11 protein-coding genes and 1 tRNA gene are annotated in these 17293 nt (G+C 44.1%); 6 read left to right on the top strand and 6 right to left on the bottom strand.

Annotation, left to right across the window (positions count from 1 at the left end; all coding sequences use genetic code 11):
- Positions 1-349 precede the first annotated feature (349 nt).
- Positions 350-3352, top strand: a complete 3003-nt coding sequence (mobF, locus tag DSM107010_RS12060; protein ID WP_106166420.1) for a MobF family relaxase — start codon at positions 350-352, stop codon at positions 3350-3352.
- Positions 3353-3584: 232 nt separating this feature from the next.
- Positions 3585-5177 (top strand): type IV secretion system DNA-binding domain-containing protein, encoded by a 1593-nt coding sequence (locus DSM107010_RS12055; RefSeq protein ID WP_106166421.1) that lies wholly within the window; start codon positions 3585-3587, stop codon positions 5175-5177.
- 36 nt (positions 5178-5213) lie between these two features.
- On the opposite strand, the gene DSM107010_RS12050 is transcribed toward DSM107010_RS12055, so the two are convergent.
- Entirely contained in the window at positions 5214-7076 is a 1863-nt protein-coding gene (locus DSM107010_RS12050) for a tetratricopeptide repeat protein (protein ID WP_106166422.1), read from the bottom strand.
- Between the two features lie 285 nt (positions 7077-7361).
- Positions 7362-7790: a helix-turn-helix domain-containing protein gene (locus DSM107010_RS12045; RefSeq protein ID WP_106166423.1), complete on the bottom strand. Its 429-nt coding sequence runs from the start codon at positions 7788-7790 to the stop codon at positions 7362-7364.
- A 650-nt stretch (positions 7791-8440) separates the two neighbouring features.
- On the opposite strand from DSM107010_RS12045, the gene DSM107010_RS12040 reads away from it, so the two are divergent.
- Both DSM107010_RS12040 and DSM107010_RS12035 read left to right on the top strand, forming a co-directional pair.
- Positions 8441-8749: a hypothetical protein gene (locus DSM107010_RS12040; protein WP_199755501.1), complete on the top strand. Its 309-nt coding sequence runs from the start codon at positions 8441-8443 to the stop codon at positions 8747-8749.
- 313 nt (positions 8750-9062) lie between these two features.
- Positions 9063-11795, top strand: coding sequence for a DUF3987 domain-containing protein (locus DSM107010_RS12035; RefSeq protein WP_127023036.1), 2733 nt, complete (start codon positions 9063-9065; stop codon positions 11793-11795).
- Between the two features lie 157 nt (positions 11796-11952).
- Here the strand turns inward: DSM107010_RS12035 and DSM107010_RS12030 are convergent, their stop codons facing one another.
- Positions 11953-13146 (bottom strand): site-specific integrase, encoded by a 1194-nt coding sequence (locus DSM107010_RS12030; protein ID WP_106166425.1) that lies wholly within the window; start codon positions 13144-13146, stop codon positions 11953-11955.
- Between the two features lie 176 nt (positions 13147-13322).
- A tRNA-Gly gene (locus DSM107010_RS12025) sits at positions 13323-13393 on the bottom strand.
- Between the two features lie 212 nt (positions 13394-13605).
- On the opposite strand from DSM107010_RS12025, the gene DSM107010_RS12020 reads away from it, so the two are divergent.
- Together DSM107010_RS12020 and DSM107010_RS12015 are read left to right on the top strand one after the other, a co-directional pair.
- Complete coding sequence (locus tag DSM107010_RS12020) at positions 13606-14292, top strand: GNAT family N-acetyltransferase (protein WP_015154079.1); 687 nt, start codon at positions 13606-13608, stop codon at positions 14290-14292.
- 467 nt (positions 14293-14759) lie between these two features.
- Positions 14760-15323, top strand: coding sequence for a hypothetical protein (locus tag DSM107010_RS12015; protein WP_015154078.1), 564 nt, complete (start codon positions 14760-14762; stop codon positions 15321-15323).
- A gap of 95 nt (positions 15324-15418) precedes the next feature.
- Here DSM107010_RS12015 and DSM107010_RS12010 read toward each other — a convergent pair whose 3' ends face one another.
- Both DSM107010_RS12010 and DSM107010_RS12005 read right to left on the bottom strand, forming a co-directional pair.
- Positions 15419-16564 carry a histidinol-phosphate transaminase gene (locus DSM107010_RS12010; RefSeq protein ID WP_106166426.1) on the bottom strand — a complete coding sequence of 382 codons (1146 nt, stop codon included), beginning with the start codon at positions 16562-16564 and terminating at the stop codon, positions 15419-15421.
- On the bottom strand, positions 16564-17211 hold the full coding sequence (locus tag DSM107010_RS12005; RefSeq protein WP_015154076.1) for a YqiA/YcfP family alpha/beta fold hydrolase: 648 nt from the start codon (positions 17209-17211) through the stop codon (positions 16564-16566). The genes DSM107010_RS12010 and DSM107010_RS12005 overlap by 1 nt, the downstream gene beginning before the upstream one ends.
- Between the last annotated feature and the right edge of the window lie 82 nt (positions 17212-17293).

Here is a 17293-nt window from a genome sequence, read left to right as displayed (position 1 = left end):
TAGCTATGGTAGTGGATCGACAGCCAGTCAGGACGCGGCAAGAACGGCGTTTTGGAGGCACCCTAGCGGGTAAATCGCACTCGGACAAATTCAGCTATATACGCGGAAAATCCCACACCTGATGCACCCTTACAGAGTGTGAAATAAAGATACTACCATCCCCGGATAAAGCTACAAAATATTGATTTTGGTAAAGAAATAGTAATACAGCAATCTCGAATGAAAACTTCATTTGGGCAAGCGATCGCCTAGTAAGCAAATACTGGTGTCCAAGAACGATGTCGAGCGGTAATTAATTCGATCGATCGCCGTAAATTTAGCAGTCGTTATTCCCCCCCACATTCTTAATATGGTTTGTTCAATTGGTAGGCTCTATGCCAAAGTCGAGGACTATACCCAAAGCGATAGTTACTACATCAAGGGTGGAGGTATCAACCAGTCAGAATGGTATGGCAAAGGTGCGACTCAACTAGAATTAAGCGGCACGGTCAAGCCAGAAGACTATCACAAAGCATACAAAGGGTTAGATCCAGAAGGTAAAGCTTTACGACAGCAGCAGGCAGGCAAGAAGCAAAATCCAGGTAGAGACATCACTCTATCCGCGCCAAAATCGGTTGCTCTGATTGGTTTAGTCAAAGGCGACCGACAAGTACTGCTAGAGCATAAAGCAGCAGTCCGCACCGCGATGGACTACGTAGAGCGCAACTGCATATTTACTAGAACTGGTAAGGGAGGGAAGCAGCGCGATCAAACAGACAACGCTTTATTTGCCATCTTCCACCACGACGACAACCGCAACCAAGATCCGCAAGTTCACAGCCACTGCATTGCATTCAATCAGACAGCAGGAGCGGATGGAAAGTGGCGTTCGATGGATAACCGCGAACTTTACCAACAAAAGATGACGATCGGCACGATCTATCATCACGAGCTGGGTAGAAGACTAAAAGCATTAGGATACGAGTTGGAGTGGAATCGCGACGGCACGTTCGAGATCGCCGGCTATACACAACAACAGCTAGAAGTTTTTAGCACTCGCCGCTCAGAGATTGTTGCCGCTGTCGGCATGGACGCGAGTGCCGAAGTTAAAGCCCAAGCTTGCACGACAACGCGCAAAAACAAGACTTATAAAACAGCAGAGGAGCGAGAATCGCTAGAAGTCACTTGGCAACAACGGGCAGAGGCAGCAGGAATCGAGCATCCGCAGCCAAAACTGCGGCAAAACCTCGAAGAATCTTATCACCACTCCTCGCACCCAGGTAGTACAGCCGAGCTGTTACGCAGCGCCATCGAAGTTAAGTGCGATCGCGCTGTTGCGTTCCACCGTCACGCACTACTGAAAGAAACTCTAATACAGTCGCAAGGTAACTACAGCTTGGAGGAAATAGAACGGGCAATCGATCGCGAGCCGAATTTACTCAAAACTAAAGACGGACGGATGACCACTGCCCAGGCGGTAAGACGCGAAACAGATATCCTACAAAAAGCTCAGGTTCGTAAAGGTGGCGATCGCGCCCTAGCGACTGCCCAAGCTGCCCAAGAAAAAGCACGAGAGTTTGGCTTAAACGCTGCCCAGGAACGCGCCTTATCGCACTTTGCTACGAACCAAGATGCGGTCATGCTTTGTCAGGGAGATGCAGGAGTCGGGAAGACGTATACGCTCAAGGCACTACACGAGATCGTCCCAGATGATCGGTCAGTACGAGGCTTAGCGCCCAGTGCCGCTGCTGCCGAAGTCCTACAACAAGATGCAGGAATTCCTTGTCAAACTTTGGATGCTTATCTGATGTCTCCACGCCAGTCTTTACTCCAGAACGAGTTGATTGTGGTAGACGAAGCTGGAATGGTGAGTAGCCGTCAAATGCAGGCTTTACTGGAGCGTTTGCAGCAGACTAACTCTAGAGCAATTCTCATTGGTGACACCAAACAACTTTCGGCAGTACAGGCTGGCTCTCCGTTTAAATTACTTCAGCAACAAGCTGGGCTTCCTATCGTACAGATCGATTTGAATGTCCGCCAGCAAAACCCACAGTTGAAAGAAACGGTGGATCTACTCGCTGCTGGCAAGATCGAGCCAGGTTATCAACAATTGCAACAGCAGGGCAACATCAAGCAAATTCCGATTGACAGTAAGCGGTTTCAAGTAGCAGTCAACGATTACTTAACCAGGGATGGCAAAACGCGAGCCAAAACTCTCATCCTAGTTGGTACTAATGCTGAAAAGCAGATCGTTACAGCCCAAGTAAGACTTGGATTGCTCGCACGCGGTCAGCTTGGTGTAGAGACGCAAGAAATTACCGTTCTCAAGCGCAAAGACTTAAGTTCGTTCGCGATCGCCCAAGCTAACAATTACGAGCCTGGTAATGTAGTCAAGTTTCACCAGGACTCTACCAAATTCAGTCGGGATTTGTTCTACCGCGTCGATCGCGTCGATGCTAAAACTCAGTCAGTTATCCTTAGAGACAAATACGGTTCTACGCAAACACTAGAGCTAAGCAAGTATAAACAGCGCGAGGTTTTTCAGGCGGAAACTAGAGAAATTCGTGCTGGAGAACAGATGAAGTTCACGCGCAATCAGTATAAGCAAAACCAGGTGAACGGGCAACGCTTTACCGTCATCGAGTTGAAAGATCATGGTCAGATAATCGTTCAAACTAAGGGCAAAACTCAAACTTTAAAGCCCGATGCCCTATTGCACTGTGATTATATCTACGCAGACACAGTACATAGCAGCCAGGGTAAAACTGCCGATCGCTGTATCTACGTCGCCAGCTCAGGTAATTCACCAACCGTTGGGCGAGAAAGTTTTTATGTAGCTGCATCGCGGGCGAGACAAGAATTTATCGTCTATACTGCTAGTGCTAAAGACTTGGGGCTATCGGTACAGCAATCTAGGGGACAAGAGAATGCTTTGCCACTAGTTGTCAGCCATCCCAGCCAAAGTAAATCTCAACCAGTAGCGTCACCTAGCCAACCAATATCTTCATCTATCGAGCCACAACCACCCTTGCAGGATTCACAAATACTAGTACCATCTCCTACAAGGGAGCAAGAATTTCAGCTTTTGGTTCAATCGAAATATCTGGTTGAGGAAAAAGGAGAACGAAACCCACAAAATTCCCAAGAAAAAATTTACAAATCGGCAGATGGTACGGAAATAAAATTGAGTGGCGATCGCCTGAGAATTAAGCAGGGAGGAGCGGAACTAGAATTCGGTCGCGACAATGCGACTGTAAAAAATACTTTCTCTTGGCAGCAAATGCAGGAGCAAATTCAAGCTCGTACTGCCGAAGCAAAACAACTCATTGGATTAAATCGCTCTCGCGATCGCGGACGGGGTATTAGTCGATAATCGGTTTTCCGGCAATCGAATTGAGAGGATAAAATCAAAAAAATCAGGATTTTACACATCTTCATCTTTCCTTGAAAACTTGTCATTATCAAAATTCGTGCTGCAAAATAAGGTATTACCATAGCAGCAGGCTATCCGCGTTTGGTGAGGGTTAAGGCGGATTAAGGTTTGTATTGCTGGAATAATGAGCTTCAATGTCATTGCTTAATCAACTGTAATAAGGCATTTCCCAATGACGAAAAGAAACCTCAAGTCAAACAGTTCGCTGTTGGAAACAGTACTCTTTTTAAGTGGGTTGCTTGCGCTCTGGTGGGCTGTCCAAAATCAGAACGTAGCTTTATTTTTGCTTCAGAATCCTCATCTGATCTTGCCCTATTTAATTCAAGAGTTCGGGCTGTTTTGGCTGGTAATAGGAGCAGTAGGCATTTTGGCTCTATTCTGGTTGCTAATTGCGATCTCTACATCCAACTCATCGAACGTTCTGCGGGGAGCCAAGTTAGTGTCATCGGGCAAACTCAAAAGTATTTTGCAGCAGCAGCCCAAGCTCCGCAACCAACCCCAACTTAAAATTGCGGGAATGCCTATTCCATCTGCCTACGAGAATCGAGGATTTTTTGTTGTTGGTTCTCCAGGGAGCGGCAAAACTAAAGCGATCGAGCAATTAGTTGCAATCTTAAAACAACGAACTGATTTTCGCGCAATTGTTTTCGATCGCGGTGGCGAACTGCTAGAAAAGTTTTACGATCCCACTCAAGACATCATCTTCAATCCTCACGATGCCCGCAGTTGCCACTGGACGCACGTTTGCGAGCAAGCTCAACCTGCGACAATTGCGGCTGGTTTGATCCCGATGGAATCAGCCCGCGAACCTTTCTTCTCCAATGCAGGGCGAGCTGTGATGACAGAATTATTTCGTAAAACTAGAAATAATGCGGAATTGCTGGAGTTACTTCGGGGCAATGTAGAACAGCTCAAAACTTTTTTAGCAGGTACTTTAGCTTATCGGTATTTGGAGGAAGCTAAAGTAGCGACCTCAGTGTTGTCAACCGCAGCCAACTACTGTCAGTTTTACGAATCCCTACTGACACCACAAGCAAAGGCACTGAGCTTTTACCAGTGGGGAGCTAGCGATAGCCCTAGATGGATTTTTATCACTTTGAATGAGGATGATACAGAACTATTCAAGCCCTTGTATAGTCTTGCTTTTGAGTTGATGCTTAAGGGGCTGCTTTCCAATCAGCAACACAATCGTAAAACGGCGATCGCGATCGACGAGTTAGGTGCGCTCAACCAGCTGCCCAGCCTGGGTCGATTACTCAGCGAAAGCCGCAAATTCTTAGGTTGCCCGATCCTGGGAACTCAAACTGAAGCTCAGATTACTAAAATCTATGGCAGAGAAGATACTCGCATCTTGCTCCAAGGTGCGAAAACAAAGCTGATCTTAAATTGTGCCGATCCCCAAACTGCTGAGACAATGGCGCAAGTGATTGGCAAGCAGGAACGAGTAGATTTCACCAACACCCGCAATCGCAGCCAGAATTACTCAGGCAGAGGAGCGGGGCATGGCAGCAGTTATGGCGAGAGCGAGCAAATTCGCGAGACTTATGCGGTCATGCCTTCCCAGTTACAAGATTTACCCGATTTAGCGGGCTATTTGAAAATCTCTGGACTACCAGCAGCTCCCGTCCAAGTTAGAATTCAAGACTTTTCTGCACGAGCTGAACGCTTCATCCCCCGCTCTCAAGTATCAACTTCGCCTGCCGCAGCTCAACCAGTCAAAAAGGCGCAAAGCATTCAGGAGCAGTGGGAAAATTTGCGATCGTAATTTTTCAAAATTCCATAAAGAGAGCATTAGTAATTTTTACGGCAAGTATCTCCTACATAAATCCGCAACTACCTGAATATTTCCAGCCGACCACTCTTCAGTTATAATCTGGACTATTTCCATATCTTCTTGTGAATAAGCTGATAAACTAAATTCCCCGTTTCGATAAGCAAGAGTCATGTTGCGTAAACTACTCGCTTGTGCTGAATCTAGTCCTTTTTCTTGCAACTGAGCCAAAATAGAATCTAATTCCCGTTCGTATTCCTCTTCGGAATTTGGTTCTATTCCTACTTTCGGATCTAACCCGATCTGATCGAACGACATAAGGTACACAATTCTATGGTTAGGAGCAATAACTAAAAATTCCTGGTCTAGATCGTATTCATCAACTAGATTTAGAAGCTCAATTGGCATATCATCGCGACGTGATATGTAGCGAGGATTGTCACCCTCAAACCAGACAACACCTCGTCCAAAGAGTTCACGGTTAGTTAGAGCAACATACCCAGCTTGCCACATTAAATCTGCTTCATTGAATTGATGTGATAAATTCTCTATACCTAGAAATGACTGAAATAAACTTTGTTCTTCCACTGAAAGTTCTAGCAATATACTTGGATCACCTTTTGTCTCACGGTAGTAGACAGCAGTATTTAGAAGACGAAGAAAGGCTTGAAATTCCAATCGTTCACCTACTAAATTTTGCCAAATATCTCTCCATGTTCTTGCTATCTCTACGTTAAAATACGGTAACAATAGTTCACGAATGCTTTGTACAAGTTCTTGCTCTAACAATGAGGTAAATCTATACTTTTCATAAACTTCGAGCAAGGTTTTGGTACACAATTGCCATGTAGATACTTCTAGATTGTGTGTTCTGCAAAGTAGATTACAAATAATTGTCTTTGTGTCTCTATTATTCAGATGACCGATGCAAGCATATCTGTTAAGTGCATCATCTAAAACTACAATACCCTCATCCCATTGGTTTAGTGCTAACAGAATTTTGGCACGGTTCAGAAAGACGGCGGCATCTTGATTTCCCAGTTTTAACGACCGATCGCAGACTGATAGCGCCTCCTCATATTTTTCTAGTTCGCAAAGTAATATGCTTCGACCCAACCAGGCTTTTGCATTATCTGGAGCTAACTCAATGACTAGATCGAATGCAGTCAAGGCTTCATCATATCTGTCAAGGTTAGACAATGCTATACCTTGACCGAGCCAAGCCTCTAAATCTCTCGAATTTAACTCAATTGCTCGATTGTATGAGGTCAACGCTTGCTTATATCTACTGAGATTTGCTAGTACTATGCCTTGATAGCGTAAAGCTGCTTGATCGTTAGAATCGAGCAATAATGCTTTTTCAAAAGACTCTAGTGCCTCCTCATATCTCCGAAGGCTTCCGAATGCTAGTCCTCGGTTTCTCCAAGCTATCTGAAAGTTAGGTTGTATCTGAACAACTATATTTAAAAACGATAAGGCTTCATCATGCCTCCCACAATTATTCAAGACGATGCTTTTATTAAATAAAGTCTCTATATTATCAGGTTCTAACTCAAGTGCTCTATCTAAGATAATCAAAGCCTCGTCATATCGCTCTAATTCACCCAGCAATCCGCCTAAATTAGTCCAATTTACAATATCATCAGGGTCGATATAAATTGCTTGAGAAAAAGAGACTAAAGCTTCTTTATAAGAGCCAAGAATATTCTGACAAAATCCCAGAGCAGACCAATCTTGAGCAGAACCTCGAATTACTACTAATTCTTGTACTACTCGTAAAGCATCCTTATACTCACTCCTCTCAATATAACTGTCGTAAGCATCCATTAATGCTATTGTACGAGTAGCTTTATCATGATTTTCATAGTTTTGCATTTGTTCATTTAGCTCCATTATACGCACCAAAAATTTTAGAATCAACGCTTTAGAGATTACCGTTTACTCTCTATTAGATTGCTGTTGATACTAGATATTGCCGGAAGATAAAAAATAGAATGTTAAGTAGCAATCTACTTTTAGACTAAGAGTTTTTTCTAAAGAATGATAACTATGACATGTGAGATTAATTCTATTTATACGAAGACTGCTTTCAGTAACAGATCTTTTTTGTAACAAAAAAATGAATGAGTTTTGCTAAAATATAAAACGTATATATTTATTAAGCAATCTAATTCATTGTTACGATCTATCGCCTGGGAAGCTAGTCACTGCTTTTAACGCATGTTCGTAAATATCATACTGAGCTGGCTTTTCAGATTCTGGCAGCTTTTCTAATTTCTGATGAAGCGCTTTCACAAAGGATTCGATAGTGTTCAACGTTAAATTTACTACATCATCATTTTCCTCATATATAAGTTTTAACTTATTCTCAAAGACCAGTCGGCACAACTCTTGTTCTGACTTACCTAGTACTTGAGCTAAACGTGGTATCGTTCTTTTCCCTGGGTTTCCGTTTTTCAGACAAGCGATTCTTAATGCGGCGCGAGATATACCTATCTGTTCCGCCATTTGAGTGAATGTCAACTGTCGAGCTTTAATGTACTCAAGAACGAGAAGCCCTATACCTGAGCACTCTTCTGGGTCTATTTGCAAATGGGGAGCAGCCATACGAAAAAGTGAAACTTTTATTCAAGTTTAGGTTGCACTTTTTCGAGTGCAGCCTTAGAATAACATCAAACTACACTCGATTGTACCAGCCCATAGCTTATTCACATAGAGATCGTCTATGTGGCGATTTAGCGTGCAAAAGTTTTCCAATTTGAAGTTAATGAGGTGGAAATAGTGACTCAAATAACTCAGTTAACTAAGAATAAGGCTACAGTTCTCACTCCTATTTGTTGTGCAAGATTTGTCGGCTGAGGTATTCAGCAACATCTTCACATACATCTATCAAAAGCAATTCTCTAAAGCGAAATAGCATATTGAAACAGCCTCTCTCTTTTCGTCAAAAAAGCTAGGGCATGTGACCGCTATTTTGTGCCTAATTACACCAATACATTCGATTCACTCGACTATCCAATCTAACTCAACTTAGTCACTTGACTTCCTGTAAATGCCAATAGCTTGTGACAGCAACCTGTCTCGGCTACAGGAGGAGATTATGCTGAGGTTTTTCATCAACAATACCCAAGTAGAAAGAAGTCACATGAGTATAGAGAAAAGTTTACCTAATTTTATTTCAAGACAAAATAGAAGGTCTACAACTAGCGAGAACTTCATAAGAGTTAGCCCTAACCAGACCTTAATTGGAGGGTAGTATGAAGAGCCATTCGTGTAATACCCCAGGAGAGAGCAATTTAAATGATGCTTTGTGGATAGACAAACATGCAGCGGCTGCATTAATAGGAATTTCAAGCGAAACTATTAGGACATATCGAAAACGCTACTGGGAAGATGGGTATCAATACCAAAGGTATAATTCCCGCACGATTCGATATCATCGGGAATTGATATTAGATTGGGTTGCTAACCGTTCCAGCCCAGAATGCCATCAGCGAGCAATTGAGGCTTACCTTGCTTCTCTTCCATCCAATAAACCCAAAACTCGCGGTCGTAAGCCAAATTAATACCCACTCCGCTACAAGGAAGCAGCAGATTCACATAGTCTTCTCGATCTACTGCTTCCTTACATACTGCTTTGTCAAAGCTATTAGCAAACTTTAGATCGGTAAAAGAGAAAAAGCTCGGAAACCCTTATCTATCTGGTTTAAATCTGATCGTGCTATGAGCGAGACGATTCGATCGCTACCATCAAACTCTCAGCTCAGTCAACAGAGTGCGTCCGAACTAAACTTCTAATATCAAGTTAGCACGTCAGCTACCAGGAAAGAGAGTGCCGAGATACCTCATCTGTGAAAATCTCAAAACTTACGTACTCTCATGAATGACAATTTTCCTAACAATCAATCCGCATCCTTCAAGCTCGCTCGCACCCAAGCGATCTCCCAACTTGCTGCTCTGAGCTACAAAGACGGCGATCGAGTATACCTGCGCTTTTTCGTCCCCGATAGAGATCCACGTAAGGGAGAGGATAAAGGGCGCAAGCTTGACGGCGTATTCCCAAACTTGCCCTGGCATCACATAGAACAACTCCAAGCCGAAGGACGCGGCTGTTACTTTGTCGTTAACGGTGGCGGTCACTCAGATCGAGATGTCACGCAAGGTCGGGCTATCTTCTTCGAGCATGACAATTTAGATAAACAATTGCAGCGAGAGTTATGGAAAACGCTAGGACTACCAGAGCCAACCGTTCAAGTAGATACAGGTGGCAAATCTATCCACACGAAATATGCCCTCTCCACTCCCTGCTCCGTCGAACAATGGCCCGAACTCCAAGCAGACTTGCTAGAGTTTGTGGATGGCGATCGCAAGCTCAAAAATCCCAGTCGAGTCATGCGCTTGGCTGGAGCTTATTACATCAAGCCTGGACAAAATCCAATTCAAAGTCAGCTCATCTTAAATACAGGCAAAACCTATTCCTACGAGCAATTAAGAGTAACTATCCCCAAACAGCAGCCAATAGTAGATCGAGGCAAGCGTATTAGATGGCACGAGTTCGAGCAGAGTTTTCAGTTGCCGATTCCTGAAGCTGTACCACTTTATGAGTGTTTAACCAAGGAAAACCGCTATGAGATCGATCGAGGAGTTGCACAGGGCGAGCGCAATACTCAAGGCTTTACTGTACTGGTCAATGTAATTGCTACTGCCAATTACTTGAATAGTATCGGGCAGCGTTACGAGGGTACGCCCGAACAACTATTTGAGCAATTTCGCTTCAAATGTACCCCGCCAATCGATCGCCACGAAGTTAGGTCAATTTGGAAGTCAGCTCAAAAGCGTGCGAGGACGACTAGTTTATCGCCGGATGCGATTGAGAACTGTATTAAAGCTTGGAAATGGAGGCAAATTCGCGGTGAAAAATCGCCACCAACAGCACCCAAACAGGTACAAAGTCATGTAGCGATCGCTCAACCCCTTACAGAATCAACTTCACTGCGCGATCGCGTCTTGGAGATTTTGGCTCTCCATTTAGAGCCATCTCAACAAAAAGAAGAATTCATTAGTTTATCGCGTCTGACGAATTGCCCGCTCTCGGCAATCGAGCAACTAGCAGACATGATAGAAGCTGAAGCCGAGCGATTGGAAAGTCGCGATGAAACTGTGGCTGAACTCGATCTCCTGCTGGAGGCAACAGAAGCATCTGTCGATATCCAGTCAATACTACCTGCGGCTTTGGCTATCCCACTTTGTCAGTTAGCTAGCTGGTTGAATCTGAAACCAGAAGTGTACTTAACAATCTTGCTAACAGTTGTCTCTAGCCTTCATAAGGTTGGAACGGCGATCGTTCTCAATCAAGATTGGGGGTTTGAAGTCACTCCGAATCTATTTAGCGCCATCGTCGCTGACTCCAGCCAGAAGAAAAGCCCGCCTTTTAAAGCTTTAGTTCACAAGCCATTGAGTTTACTTCAAATGAGAGCAAAAGAGGATTATCGGGCGGCGATGCTTCAGTACGAACGCAATTTAGAACGCTATGACAGCTTAAAAGGAGACGAGCGTAGAGATGCTTTTCCTGATGGTAGACCAAAGGAGCCACGCCAGAAAGTCTACTATTTCAGTTCTACCAATGGTGAAGGACTTGTCGCACAGGTGCAAGCGCACCCGCAACAGGGCATCTTGTACGTTCAAGACGAATTAGCGGCAATTTTCAAGTCACAAAATCTGTACCGAGGTGGGCGCGGTTCGGATGAAGAAGATTTGTTGAAGTACTATGACGGGCAAGGCAGCACGGTATTAAGGATTGATGGCTTGAGAGTCGATTTGCCAAGCTTGTTGCTGTCAGTGCTGGGGGGTATACAACCAAAAGTTTTGCAATCGTTTATGCGGGATTGCTCAGATCCCAATGGCAAATGGGCAAGGTTTATCTTCGCTATTCAGCCCCTAGCAGCTTCCCAAATGCACGAGGATAGTGGCAGCTTCAGTATTAATCCGCTGCTGATCGATTTGTACCAAAAAGTAGACGCTTTACCACCAACAACGTATCGATTGGAGCAAGCGGGGTTTAAATTCTTCTGCCAAAGCTACAATCGCATCGAACAGCTCCGCATCCAAGAACCTTTCGAGGGGATGCGAACGGCGTGGGGTAAGACTGAGGGGCGAATTGGCAAACTGGCTATAAACCTGCACGTCATTCACGAGTTAATGGCTGGCAGGCAACCCTCGGAGATAGTACCCAAAGCCAGGATTGTCGAGGCTGTAAAGCTGACCAAGTTTTATATTCAGCAAGTTAAGGCTTTATATATCCAATTTGCTGATGCTGATACCCTATCTAACCATTTGGCTAAAATAGTAGCACTGTCCCATAAGAAAGGATGGATCAAAGTCCGCGATGCTCAACAAGGGTTTAATGCTAAGTCGCGCCCAAAGCCTGAAACTATCCGCTCCTGGTTTATGGAACTGCAAGCTATGGGCAAAGGTGTAACTCGCGGTAACGAGCGCGCTTTGGAGTTCAATGCTCAAGTTGTGGAACCTGTATCCACACAAAAGTCCACAGATGAAACGATTACAGAACAAAGCTTTCAAGCTAATGTGGACTTTGCGGACGTTGTGGAGTAAATACCTAATTTTGATTTTTGTTTGCCGAGCTGATTGGCAAGTTTAGCCCAAGCTAAGTTCACAAAGTCCACCTTGCCCACAAACTCCTAAAACGCTCTGGAGGTATACATTCTAGCGGTGGACTTTTCTGTGAACTTAGCTTCCACAAAATACGCACTTAGAATTCAGGGACGGATAACTCCCGCTTGTACTTGGCATAGTGGCGATAGATTACCTCTGGAGAATTGCCTACTAGTCTTGCCACATCTTTGACATCAAGTTTATGTTCTAAAGCTAAGGTGATAAACGTATGTCTTGTCTGATAAGGCTTTCGATACTCAATTCCTAAACCTTCTAGGACAGGTTTCCAAACATTTTTGCGAAACGATCGCGTGTCAAGATATCCGCCGCAATAGCCAGGGAAAATTAGAGGCTCAGGATCGTAATGCTCTGGTTTAAGCGACTGAAGTAGGTTTTTAAGTTTTTCATTACAGGGAAAACGCCTGCGCTCTTGGGTTTTGAGTCCGTCTCGCACTGACTTACCATTTTTAGTCTCGATAATTGCCTGCTCAAAACTGATAGACCTAAAATCGTTGCTAACGTGTTTCCATTGAAGTGCGATCGCTTCACTGGGACGGCAACCAGTCAGAAACAAAAACTCAATATATGTTTTATAGTGACTGTGCTTGAAAGCTGAATGCTTTTTACAGAAAGTGTTGTTGGCGATCGCATCAATGATGATATCCCGTTCCATCACTGTGAACGGATAAATGTCTTCATCTTCCGTACTCTGCTGAGATTTTGGTGGTTTAATTTCATTTGCCATTCCAATAAATGGATTTTCAGCAATCAAACCCGACTGCATCGCCCATTTACAGCAGGCATTGAGTCTAACGAGAAACCGCTTACATGACTCAATCGGAAATGTTTTGAGCGCATAGTCTCTAATCTCGCTAGCTTTGCTGAGATCGCGAGTAGGTAATTTGTATAGATACTTTGTAAAGTGTCCGTAAGTAAAGAGCATTGTATTTTCCGAGCATTGTGGTCTTTTATACTCCACGAACTTTTCCCATAACTCAGCCAATGACGGATTTACTGGGGTAGAGATTGGGGTAACAGTGCTAACAGTCGAAAGTGTTGTCTGTGGTTTGTACTTTGCTAGTGTTTCGTCAAAGTTACCGGAGATCAGATCCAGCTCGATCTGATTTACTCTCATCTGCGCTAGCGAGCGTGTAGTTGGCGTATCGTCAAAGCCAAGTGAAAGATAATGACGTTTACCACCATAAGAGAAAACTAGCTGTAGCCGACCATTAGAGTTTTTGACCCGAACGGCTCCTTTGGAAGCCTTATGTTTCCAGCTTTCTGAGTACATATATGTTTTGGGGTAAACGCCAATACTTTACCCCAACTTTACCCCAATTTTCACTCTAAAAGCACCTAAACTACCCCAATTTTTGGCACGAATTTAGAACTTTTGTACTACTAGCTGGAATGACATGAAATTGCAAACTCCCTGAAACTATTGAGTTTCAGGGGTTTTACTCAAAAAGCGGGCAGCGAGAATCGAACTCGCATCAATAGCTTGGAAGGCTATGGTTTTACCACTAAACTATGCCCGCACGCCGTTGACGATACAAGATGTCGCTACTGGACAACTCAATTAGAATAACATAGATTTTATTGAGTTTGCACGCAGTTACTCAGCAATCGGGAAGTAGGGAGTGGTGAAGTGGCTAGCGCTCGTGACTTTTTGTGCTGACCTCTGATTTCCGAGCGGTCTTCCATAAGCTATTCTGGTCTTAGCTGTAGCGATCGTTTAGGATATTTGGCAGTGGGCAGCTTATATGTTTCAAAATCTTCCTCTTTGACTCCATCTAATTTTCAAGTGCCGACATCGCAACCAGGCGATCGCAACTTCCACTGGCAAGTTCGTCCTGCCAGACTGGAAGATGTGTCAAGTGTGGCAGAAGTTCTAGCAGACAGTTTTCACTCTCGCGAAGGATTTTTTGGTTGGACTTACCCGTTGTTGAGAGTGGGTATTTATGAAGACATTCGCCATCGCATTCATGCTACTGCCCCGCATCACGTCTGTCTAGTTGCAGTGGAAAAAACTGCACAAAACGAAAATACAGGTATGTATTCCCATGACAGTACGTTGGGTATAGCTGGAACAGTAGAACTGGCATTACGTACAATCCCGCTTGGAACCACTTGCAGCTTTACTTCCTATCGCCAAGGCTATCAATATCCCTATCTTTCAAATCTAGCGGTTCATACAACTCGTCGCCGCCAAGGAATAGCCGGGAAATTACTGCTTAGCTGCGAACAAGTTGCTAAATCTTGGGGTTTTGACGATCTATTTCTCCATGTCTTAGAAAATAATCATCAAGCACGACAACTCTATCTAAAATTGGGATATCAGTTAGAACAAATTGATACAAGTTGGAGTCATTGGCTATTTAAACAACCTCGGCAGATGCTATTACACAAGCACCTCAAATCCAGCAATAGTAATTGAATGCGATTTTGGTACTGACAGCTAGATCGAAAACTTGACACTGGAATGACGATCTCTGACCTTGAGCGGTGCAAAGCTGTCTATCCCTTTCAGGTCGCTCTATCGATCCCACCGCTAGCAAAAAGGATACAAATTGTAACTGCTGCCAAATAATTAAGTAAACGTTAAAATATTCAAGCAATACGGTATTAATTATTGCTTAAATAGATATTAGCCTCTTCTCAGCCTATAAGATTTATGAATTTAATCTTTATTAAGGCTTTAAACTTACCTCATAGTTACTTTATATCAGCCTTTGCTAGATCAAATAGAATATGAAGCAAAATGGGTAACCAAAGACAAAAATCGCGTTTTTGTTTGCTCTGTCGTCATGTTTTAGATTGAAGGGAAGGCAAAGCAGTTGGATTTGACTCCTAGCTACTCTTTATACTTACAAACCCACAGAAAACTTATCTTGAGTAGGAAAAATGGATAGTAGAATCCAATCGTATTACCAACCTGCTCTACTACTAGCCCAAACCCCTTGTAGCAGTATCGGCATTACCGATTCCTGTGGTTCTAGCAGCATGACACATATTAACGAAAGTCAGAATGCTTCAGAAATTCTACAGCTGCTGCACAACGGGCAAGTACTGATGGTCAACAGTCGCCGCAGAAATGGCTTGATCGTGATTAAGCGCTTTCATGCAGAATTTGCCGGACCTGGAGCCGCAGTGGGGGGTTTTTACGATCGCGATTGTCAAGCAGCAATACCAGTCGGGAATCTTTCTTTAGTTACGCCTGAATCCCATGAAGACTGTCAGAAAGCTTACTTAATCCGACGGCAGTGGATTCGGTTGATGAAGCAAATTACCGAGAAGACAGTTCCCCAGCAACGAGTGCAAAAAATTCTCGAACAATTTGAACAGTATTTTGACACGGAAACTGTAAATCGTGTTTCAGACGAGGCTTTTGCCCTGCTAGTTGGCATTCTGCCCCAAACTGTTGCTATGGTACGCCGACCGAGTAGCATTGAGCGCCGCCGAATTTAGGATGCGGAGTTGAGGGGTTAAGACAAGACAAGGGAGACAAGGGAGACAAGGGAGACAAGGGAGACAAGCGGGACAAGGAAGCAATTCTGGTTCCATCAGCCACTCAGAACTGATAAAAGTCTCTCTAAAGTACGAGCATTTTCCTCTGGTGTGCCGATAGTAATTCGCAAGCCGTTGCTAATCTGTCTGACTAACGTACCGCTAGCTTGTAACTGTTGATGTAACTTGTTAAGGGAATCGCTTTCTAGGGCGATCGCATCCTGCTGTAACTGAATAAAAATAAAATTAGCCATACTTGGATAGACTTTGAACTGAGGGCAAGCGGTTAAAGCCTGCATTAACTTGCTTCTTTCAGATAAAATTTGGGGAATTGCGCTCAATAAGGTGTGACGATACTGAAGAGCAATCGCGGCTGCTGCTTGAGAATATGTAGGTAAATTATAAGGGAGACGAATTTTTTCCAAAGTCATAATTAATTCTGGATGCCCGATCGCATAGCCTACCCGATGTGCTGCCAAGCGAAAAGCTTTGGAAAATGTCCGCAGTACAATCCAATTCGAGCGGTGCAATAATTCGCTGGCAACAGTTGTTTGACTAAACTCGAAATAAGCTTCGTCAATGACGACTAAAATCTCCTGTGGCAAACTACGCAACCACTCCAATTCCGCTGTAGTTAAAGCATTAGCTGTAGGTGAATTGGGATGGACGACAAACACAACGCGGATGGGAGGATTTTGCTCGTTCGCGATCGCCAATTTTGCCGCAGTTAGATCGATCTCGAAGTTGTCGGGGTTTCGCGCCACAGCGATCGCAGGAATACCCAAAGTTTGAGCTAAAATTCCATACATCGAAAACGTAGGATTGGCAACTAAAATCGCTCCTTCTCCCTGCAAGCAAGTTGCAATCAACAAAGAACGAATCAGTTCGTCCGAACCATTACCGACAGAAATATTGGCGCTGGTAAAACCAGCATCAGCTAGTACCGCTGACTCATTGACATACTGGGCGATCGCGCTTTTGAGCTGAGTGTGTTCTCCATCAGGATAGCGGTTGCTCTCTAGTGCGTGCTGATACATCCAGGCAAGCTTTTCTTTCAACTCCTGGGGTAGATCGAACGGACTTTCATTTGTATCTAAGCGATCGAGCGCAATTGACGACTCAACAGCTTTTCCAGATGGACTATTGGGATGGGGTTTGTAAGCTGTGAACCGAGCCAGGTCTGAGCGGATGAATGGCAGCATTACTTGCCTGATAACTGACAGAAAGCTTTAATTATATCCCAAATCTCAGGCAGGACATTAGCTAAAGCGTGGTCGCTATCTAGCTCAATTAATTGTACCCAAGGGCGGTGACGCGCAAAATCGCGGCTGGATTGCACTGGAATCACTTCATCGTGAATTCCGTGAAGAATAAGAGTGGGGAGAGGGCGGGATAGTTCTGTTTCTCGATACTGGGCGGCATCGAGGACGAAATCATAATCTAGGGGTAGCAAGCAGTTTTCGCCGTAGTGATAGGTCTGTAGATACCTATCTGTCTGCCATTGCTGAAGCTGTGCCGTGCCTAATCGCGGCAGCCAGTGGGTGAGAAATTCAAATGCAGGTGCGAGTAATACTAACCGTTGAATTTGTTGGTAATTCTGCCCCAACCAAGCTGCGGTTAGCCCACCTAAACTAGAACCAACAACTGTGACAGATGTAGGAAGTGGTGGTAACAGAGTACCAACTTGATGTAACTGCCGCGTGATTGTTAAATGTGAAAAATCGCCCTGATTGAGATCGGGAACGCATAAAGATAGACCGATTTGGGCAAAGCGATCGCATAGATAGACAGCCTTAGCTGACTGAGGGCTAGAGGCAAAACCATGTAAATAAATGAATTTGCTGCTCAAGTGTCAATTTGTTGTTCAAGCGGTTGACAGTTGACAGTTACTATGCTATCCGCAGATAACTAACAAAACATGAATCTTCTTA

The organism is Chroococcidiopsis cubana SAG 39.79, assembly GCF_003991895.1.
Classification (GTDB): Bacteria; Cyanobacteriota; Cyanobacteriia; order Cyanobacteriales; family Chroococcidiopsidaceae; genus Chroococcidiopsis; species Chroococcidiopsis thermalis.
The sequence above is the reverse complement of the archived record's forward strand: the minus strand, read 5'-3'. Positions and strand labels throughout refer to the sequence as shown.

Coding starts and splice junctions, on each gene's coding strand:
- mobF (WP_106166420.1), top strand. CDS start 350: ATGGTTTGTTCAATTGGTAGGCTCTATGCCAAAGTCGAGGACTATACC.
- DSM107010_RS12055 (WP_106166421.1), top strand. CDS start 3,585: ATGACGAAAAGAAACCTCAAGTCAAACAGTTCGCTGTTGGAAACAGTA.
- DSM107010_RS12015 (WP_015154078.1), top strand. CDS start 14,760: ATGGATAGTAGAATCCAATCGTATTACCAACCTGCTCTACTACTAGCC.
- DSM107010_RS12045 (WP_106166423.1), bottom strand. CDS start 7,790: ATGGCTGCTCCCCATTTGCAAATAGACCCAGAAGAGTGCTCAGGTATA.
- DSM107010_RS12010 (WP_106166426.1), bottom strand. CDS start 16,564: ATGCTGCCATTCATCCGCTCAGACCTGGCTCGGTTCACAGCTTACAAA.
- DSM107010_RS12035 (WP_127023036.1), top strand. CDS start 9,063: ATGAATGACAATTTTCCTAACAATCAATCCGCATCCTTCAAGCTCGCT.
- DSM107010_RS12040 (WP_199755501.1), top strand. CDS start 8,441: ATGAAGAGCCATTCGTGTAATACCCCAGGAGAGAGCAATTTAAATGAT.
- DSM107010_RS12050 (WP_106166422.1), bottom strand. CDS start 7,076: ATGGAGCTAAATGAACAAATGCAAAACTATGAAAATCATGATAAAGCT.
- DSM107010_RS12030 (WP_106166425.1), bottom strand. CDS start 13,146: ATGTACTCAGAAAGCTGGAAACATAAGGCTTCCAAAGGAGCCGTTCGG.